Raw genomic sequence first — 7,317 nt, 5'->3', positions numbered from 1 at the left:
TACTTTAAATAATTGGGACTGCTACGCAGTCCGGCGGGAGCAAGCGCCCTCGCCACAGTGAGCCTTACCTCTTGAAGCGCAGCGTCAGCGCGTCCGCGACCGCAGGGTGCACGAATTTGGTGATATCTCCGCCCAACGCGGCGATTTCGCGCACCAACGTCGAAGAAATGAACGAATAACGCTCCGACGGCGTGAGGAACAGGCTTTCCACGTCCGGTGCCAGTTGTCGGTTCATGTTGGCCAGCTGGAATTCATACTCGAAATCCGATACCGCGCGCAGGCCACGCAGGAACACATTGGCGTTCTGCTCCTTGGCAAAGTGCGCCAGCAATGTGGAAAAGCCCACTACTTCTACGTTAGGCAGATGCCTGGTGACTTCGCGCGCCAGCTCCACGCGTTGCTCCAGCGGAAACAACGGGTTTTTCTTGGGGCTGGCGGCAACCGCGATGATCACATGGTCGAACAGGCGAGAGGCGCGTTCGACCAAATCGCCATGGCCTTTGGTAATCGGGTCGAAGGTACCTGGGTACAACACTCGGTTCATCGCGTCGTCCTGGCGGAGTCCGTTGGGGAACCGGATGGTATCGCAGCCATCCCGGTCGGCCAAGTCGACTTAGGTAGAAAAATGCCGCGAATCAAACGGTTTTTCACGCTGTTTTCAGACGTTCGACCAAGGCTGACGCCAGTTGGGCGCTCAATCCGTACACCGACAACTGGGGATTTGCCCCAATGCTGGTGGGAAACAAAGAGCCATCGTGAATCGACAGGTTACGTAATTGGTGATGGCGTCCGAGGCTGTCGGTTACCGCGTTTTTCGGGTCTTCGCCCATGGCGCAACCGCCCATCACATGGGCGCTGCCCAGGGTGGTCCGGTGCAGCTCGAGGTTCAGACCGTCGATCACGCTACGGGCCTCGGCCAAAGTGCTCACGTACCGCGCGTCGTGATGCAGGGGCTTGACCGATTTGGCGCCCGCCGCGAACTGAATCTCGGCCATGCTGTGGAAGGCTCGGCGCAGGCCGTCCCAGGCATAGGGCGAGACCTGATAGTCGAGCACCGGCGTACCGTCACCGCGTAATTCCACCGCGCCACCAGGGCTGTCGGGGTGAAAGCCGTCTCGCAACAGCGCGAGCATGGCGTGGGTATGGGGCAACTGGCTCATGTCCAAGGCGTTCTGCGTGCCGTAGCCGCCAAACAAGGTGCTTGCCAACCCTGGATGTAACGGCGGTGCTTCCAGCTTGTAGGACATTTTCCCGGTGGTGCCGTCCAGCCACTGGAAATGGTCGGAATAGATCGACTGCGGCGCCCCGTAGAAGGGATTGATGACCTCATCGAACAACCCTGCGGAGAAATTCACCAGGTGCAGGAAGGTGCGCTTGCCCAGCCGTGAATGAGGGTCGGGCGCGTCCGAGCGCATCAGCAGCGCCGGGCTGTTGATGCCGCCGCCCGAGAGCACATAATGTTTGGCCTTCACGGTGATCTTGCGCCCGGTGGGCGCCACGCAGCGCTCGTCCATGGCCACGCATTCCAGGCTACTGATCGTGTCGCCACGGTACTTGAGGCGCTCGGCCCGGGCCAGGTAGAGCAGCTCGCCGCCTTTCTCCAGCGTGGAAGGAATGGTGGTCACCAGCATCGATTGCTTGGCGTTGACCGGACAACCCATGCCGCAATAACCCAGGTTGAAGCAGCCGCGCACATTGCGCGGGATCACGTGCCAACTGTAGCCGAGCTTCTCGCAGCCTTTGCGGATCACGTCGTTGTTGGCATTGGGCGGCAGGGCCCATGGCGCGATTCCCAGGCGCTGCTCCATTGCCTCGAACCACGGCGCCATCTCGGTGCGGCTATGGCCCTTCACCGCGTATTCGCTGGCCCAGTGGGCGAGGGTGGCATCCGGCGTGCGGAAGCTGGAGGTCCAGTTGATCAATGTGGTGCCGCCCACCGCCCGGCCCTGCAGGATGGTAATCGCACCGTCCTTGCTCATGCGGCCGATTCCTTCCTGGTACAGGCTGGCATAGGCTTCGTCTTCGAGCAGCTTGAAATCACTGCTGGTTTTGAGTGGGCCTTCTTCGATCAACAGCACTTTGTAGCCGGCGGCGCTAAGGATTTCCGCCGTGGTGCCGCCACCGGCGCCGCTGCCGATGATGGCCACGTCGGCTTCCAGGGTCAGGTCGTTGTCGAGGGCGGCGCCATTGTGGGTTTTCCAACCACGGGCCAGGCCGTCGCGAAACAGATCGGGTACGGGCATAGGAATGCACTCTTATTCTTGTACGAAGTTGCAGTCAGTGTGGGAGCGAGCAAAGCCTGCTCCCACATACTCGACGCTAGATCTTCGGCGGCCCTGGATAGCCGCAATGGGCCCAGGACTCGGGCCGGAAGTTCCAGGCCATGATCACCAGCTTGAGCAACGATCCCTGGCCCATGCGCAGCAGGTTCAGGCAGCTGTTCTCCCAGCGGTGCAGGAAGTGGCGGATTTGCTCGCTGCCGGCGTTTTCCCAACTGCCCCAAATGCCGGTCAACGGTCCTCGGGTAATGCCCATGCTCAGCACATCGAACAGCTGCTGGGTGAGCTTGAACGTCTCCGGCGACAGGTGCTGCAGGCTGTAGTCGAGCTTTTTCAGGGTGTCTTCAATCCCGGCGCTGACGACCTGGGCGCTGGCCGCGCCCTCCAGCAGTACCGGGATAACCGCGCGCAGGAAAGGCAAATCACTGGCTCGCAACATGGCAAAGCCGCTGGCCGGCGTGCTGCTCGAGCACCCGCTGAGGCTGGCGCCCAGCCCGGTGGTAGCCAGGAAGGCGCTGGCACACAGGCCGATTTTCAAGACGCCGCGCCGCGACAGCGCAGGTGTTTCAGTCAGGCTGGGGTTCATTGTTTTTATTGTCCCGCAGGTGTGGTTTATCAGCGGATAAACAGCTTCTGGATTAACTTCTGGATGGATTTCCCGTAGGGCGGGTAAATCAACTTCGCCGCGTTCAGACGCTGCTTGACCAGCACACCCTTGGCCTTGCTGAAGGTCAGGAAACCTTCGTGACCGTGGTAGTGGCCCATGCCAGAGGGGCCGATGCCGCCAAACGGCATGTCGTCCTGGGCCACATGCAGCAGGGTGTCGTTCAGGCACACGCCGCCGGAGTGGGTTTCGTGGAGCACACGGTTCTGTTCGCGCTTGTTGTAGCCGAAGTAATACAGGGCCAATGGGCGTGGGCGCTGGTTGATGTAGGCAAAGGCCTGATCGATGCCGCGATAGGGCACGATCGGTAAGAGCGGACCAAAAATCTCGTCCTGCATGACCGTCATGTCGTCACTCACATTCAACAGCAGGCTGTGAGCCATGCGCCGTGCCTGGCCCTGGTCGTAAAGAGGAATCAGGGTGGCGCCCTTGTCGGTGGCATCCTTGGCGTAGGCATTGAGCCTGGCCAGTTGCCGCTCATTGATGATGGCGGTGTAGTCCGGGTTGTCGGCCAGGGTCGGATAAAACCCGCGAATGGCCTTGGAGTAAGCCTCGACAAAACCGGCCACACGCTCCTCCGGCACCAGCACATAGTCGGGTGCCACACAGGTTTGCCCGGCGTTCAAGGCCTTGCCGAAAGCGATACGTTCGGCGGCGTCCTTGAGCGGTACATCGGCGGAGACAATGGCCGGCGATTTGCCGCCCAACTCCAGGGTGACCGGTGTGAGGTGTTCGGCGGCCGCACGCATCACATGCTTGCCAATGCTGGTGGCCCCGGTGAACAGCAAATGATCGAAGCGCAACGCGGAAAATGCCCTGCCGACGTCGGCCTCGCCGAGCACCACGCACACCAAATCTTCGGGGAAGATCTTCGCCAGCAATGCCTTGAGCAGCTCGCCCGTGGCCGGCGTGGATTCGCTGAGCTTGAGCATGACCCGGTTGCCGGCGGCCAAGGCGCCGACCAGCGGGCCGATGGCCAGGTACAGCGGGTAATTCCACGGCACGATGACGCCGACAACACCCAGCGGTTGGTAAATGACTTTGGCTGACGCGGGCTGGAAGGCAATGCCTACGGCGCGTCGGGAAGGTTTCATCCAGCCTTTGAGGTGTTTACTGGCGTAGTGAATGCCATGCAGGCTGGGCATCAGTTCGGCGAACAGGGTTTCGTCGGCGCTGCGATGGCTGAAATCCTGGCTGATCGCGTTAATCAGCGCCTGGCGTTCATCGCTGAGCAAATCGCGCAGGGCCTTGAGCCATTGCTGGCGTTGCGCGGCCGGCGGCATCGGGTTGGCGGCATAAGCGCGACGTTGGGCTTCGAACGCGTCCTGGAGTTGATCCAGCGCCTGGGATTCTTGCAGATAAGCAACGTTGGCAGGCATGGCGCGGTCCCTGTTGTTATAGGTCTGCCTGGATTTTTAGAGTCGTTGCTCTAAGTTGTCAAATAACATTGCAGTCACATCCAGATTTAACCGCGCCCGGATAGGCCGTAAGATGGCCGATCCCGTGTTTGGAAGCTGATCCCTATGGCACCACGAGTAAAGACCAGCGAGCGCATTGTGCAAACCAGCCTGGAGCTTTTTAACCAGCAGGGTGAGCGCAGTGTCAGCACCAACCATATCGCCGCTCATATGGAAATTTCCCCGGGCAACCTGTACTACCACTTCCCCAATAAGCAGGCGATTATCGCCGTGCTGTTTCGCGAATATGAAGCGTTGGTGGACAGTTTCCTGCGCCCGCCCCAGGGGCGAGCAATGGTGGTGGAGGACAAGCGCTTTTACCTTCAGGCCGTGCTGGCCGGCATGTGGCGCTATCGCTTCCTGCACCGCGACCTCGAACATTTACTGGAAAGCGATCCGGAACTGGCCACTGGCTACCGACGCTTTTCCCAGCGCTGCCTGATCCAGGGCGGCGCGATCTACCAAGGTTTTGTCGACGCCGGCATTCTCACGATGGACCCGGTGCAAACCGAGGCCCTGACCCTCAATGCCTGGATCATCCTCACCTCCTGGGTGCGGTTCCTGTGCACCACCAATGAAAAATCCACCCACCTGAGCGCCGAGGCGATCAAGCGCGGGGTGTACCAGGTGCTGGTGTTGGAAGCGGGTTTTGTCACGCCCCAGGCCAAAGAGGCGGTGGATGGGTTATTCAAAGAGTTTTACGTGCCGTTGAACCAGGCGCTGGAAGAAGTGAAGTAGGACCTTTCCCCTTTGTATTCACAGGAGTCAGTCATGCCGCTTGCCCAATTGATCAGCCCCCAGTCATTAGCCGAGCGCCGAATAACGGCCGGGCTGGTGATCCTCGATTGCCGCTTTGCCCTGGAAGATCCGGATTACGGGCGGTGCAGCTATGCCGAAGGGCATATCGAAGGGGCGCAATATGCCGACCTGGAGCGCCATCTCAGCGGCCCGGTGATCAAGGGCGTGACCGGCCGTCACCCGCTGCCTGCGGCGGACACCTTAGCCCGGCAACTGCGGGCCTGGGGCATCAGCGCCGATACCGACGTGGTGCTATATGACGATGGCCCCGGCGCCTATGCCGCCCGGGCATGGTGGTTGCTGGCCTGGCTGGGCAAGCGCGACGGCGTGTTTATCCTGGACGGTGGCCTCAAGGCCTGGCATGCGGCGGGCTTCCCATTGAGCCTGGATGCGCCGGTGGTCGAACCGGGCACTTTCACCGGCACGCCGGACAATCGGCTGGCGCTGGATGCCGAACACTTGCAAAAACGCCTGGGCCAGCCCGGCCTGACCTTGATCGATGCCCGCGCCCAGCCGCGCTTTCGTGGCGAAGTGGAGCCCATCGACGCGATTGCCGGGCATATTCCCGGCGCGCAGTGTGCAACCTTCAGTGAAAACCTGGGCAGTGACGGACGTTTCCTGCCGGCCGAGCAGCTCAAGCAACGCTTTGCCGCGCAGTTGCAGGGTCGCCCGCCGGAGGAGTTGGTGGCGTATTGCGGTTCCGGGGTGACGGCGTGCCATAACCTGTTCGCCCTGAGCCTGGCGGGGTATCCGTTGGGCAAGCTGTATGCGGGGTCGTGGAGTGAGTGGATTACGGATCCGGCGCGGGAAATTGCGACAGGCGACTAGAGGCCGGGCCCGTAAACCCAATCAACCGGTGGGAGCGGACTTGCTCGCGAATGCAGGGTTTCAGTCGATACATGCGTAACTGATACGCGCATTCGCGAGCTAGCCCGCTCCCACCGGTCTAACCCTGTTGTGTCAGCAACCAATCGGGGATTCGCCGTTCCAGGTAGTAACCAGGGCGCCTCAGCGAACCCTCTACAAACCCCACATGCCCGCCCTGGGCCAATAACTCGAACTCGGTACAGTCCGATAGCTCACTGGCTTCGGGCAAGCTATGAGAGAACACGAACGGGTCATCGGCCGCCTGGATGATCAGCGTAGGCGTGCGGATATCGCCCAGGTAGTAGCGACTCGAGGCCCGGCGGTAGTAATCCTCGGCACTGAGAAAACCGTGCAGCGGCGCGGTGACGCGGCCATCGAAATCCCAGAATGTGCGCATTTTCTCCAGCGAACCTAACGCTTCCAGGGCTTTGAGCCCGTCTTGTCGGCCGTCCTGCACAAACTGGCGTTGCTTGACGCGGACGTAGGCCAGCATCTCGCGCATGAAGTGCTTCTGATACACCCGCGAAAAACCCAAACCGATACGGTCCGCGCATTGATCCAGGCGAAAGGGTACCGACACCGCCGCCGCGCCATGCAGCCCGGATGCCTGGCCGGTTTCGCCCAAGTGCTTGAGCAGTACGTTGCCGCCCAACGAATACCCCACCGCATACAACGGCGCCAACGGTCGCTTGGCGCGCAGATGGGCAATCGTTGCGGCCAAATCTTCGCTGGCACCGGAGTGGTAGCTGCGGGCCAACAGATTCGGCTCGCCCGAACAGCCGCGCCAGTTCAATGCCGCGCTGGCCCAGCCTTGCGCGGCGAGGACTTTTTGCAGGCCGGCCACGTAGGGCGAATTGGACGAGCCGGTCAGCCCGTGCAGCACCAGCACCAGGGGTGCCTGCGCGTCGTGGGGGCCATGCCAGTCGAGGTCGAGAAAGTCGCCGTCTTCCAGCCACAGGCGTTCGCGCTGGCGCTCGATGTGGGTGGTCGGGCGCCACAGCGGGCCCCACAGCGTTTGCAGGTGGGGGTTGCCGAGGCCGAAGGCGGGTTTGAACCGGTCGTAAGAGGGGGTCATGAAATACTCGCTGCCGGACGAGCTTGCCCTGACTCCTGCGGGAGCGGGCTTGCTCGCGCAAAACGGTAACGATGACGCAGCGCTAACACGCAACCCCTGTCGCCGGCGCTACCGTCGCGAGCCAGCGCGCACCTACAGGGAACGATGCCACACCGCGTAATACACCCGCCCCGACGT

The 7,317-nt window shown here is 61.6% G+C and carries 7 protein-coding genes; 2 read left to right on the top strand and 5 right to left on the bottom strand.

Features of this window, described 5'->3' with window-relative positions; genetic code table 11:
- Positions 1-64: 64 nt before the first annotated feature.
- The 4 genes from coaD to Q1V60_RS19875 form a co-directional block, all read right to left on the bottom strand.
- Positions 65-544, bottom strand: a complete 480-nt coding sequence (coaD, locus tag Q1V60_RS19890) for a pantetheine-phosphate adenylyltransferase (protein WP_300633793.1) — start codon at positions 542-544, stop codon at positions 65-67.
- 103 nt (positions 545-647) lie between these two features.
- Complete coding sequence (locus tag Q1V60_RS19885; RefSeq protein WP_300633791.1) at positions 648-2,243, bottom strand: GMC family oxidoreductase; 1,596 nt, start codon at positions 2,241-2,243, stop codon at positions 648-650.
- A 76-nt stretch (positions 2,244-2,319) separates the two neighbouring features.
- Positions 2,320-2,865 carry a twin-arginine translocation pathway signal protein gene (locus Q1V60_RS19880; RefSeq protein WP_300633789.1) on the bottom strand — a complete coding sequence of 182 codons (546 nt, stop codon included), beginning with the start codon at positions 2,863-2,865 and terminating at the stop codon, positions 2,320-2,322.
- Between the two features lie 29 nt (positions 2,866-2,894).
- Positions 2,895-4,322 carry a coniferyl aldehyde dehydrogenase gene (locus Q1V60_RS19875; protein ID WP_300633787.1) on the bottom strand — a complete coding sequence of 476 codons (1,428 nt, stop codon included), beginning with the start codon at positions 4,320-4,322 and terminating at the stop codon, positions 2,895-2,897.
- Positions 4,323-4,466: 144 nt separating this feature from the next.
- Here Q1V60_RS19875 and Q1V60_RS19870 point away from each other — a divergent pair, with 144 nt between their 5' ends.
- Complete coding sequence (locus Q1V60_RS19870) at positions 4,467-5,138, top strand: TetR/AcrR family transcriptional regulator (protein ID WP_300633786.1); 672 nt, start codon at positions 4,467-4,469, stop codon at positions 5,136-5,138.
- Positions 5,139-5,171: 33 nt separating this feature from the next.
- Positions 5,172-6,026 (top strand): sulfurtransferase, encoded by an 855-nt coding sequence (locus Q1V60_RS19865; protein WP_300633785.1) that lies wholly within the window; start codon positions 5,172-5,174, stop codon positions 6,024-6,026.
- Between the two features lie 118 nt (positions 6,027-6,144).
- Here Q1V60_RS19865 and Q1V60_RS19860 read toward each other — a convergent pair whose 3' ends face one another.
- On the bottom strand, positions 6,145-7,140 hold the full coding sequence (locus tag Q1V60_RS19860; RefSeq protein ID WP_300633783.1) for a hydrolase: 996 nt from the start codon (positions 7,138-7,140) through the stop codon (positions 6,145-6,147).
- Positions 7,141-7,317: the final 177 nt, after the last annotated feature.

The sequence above is a fragment of the Pseudomonas sp. genome, from assembly GCF_030147005.1.
GTDB lineage: Bacteria > Pseudomonadota > Gammaproteobacteria > Pseudomonadales > Pseudomonadaceae > Aquipseudomonas.
This window is presented reverse-complemented; position numbering and strand designations above follow the sequence as displayed.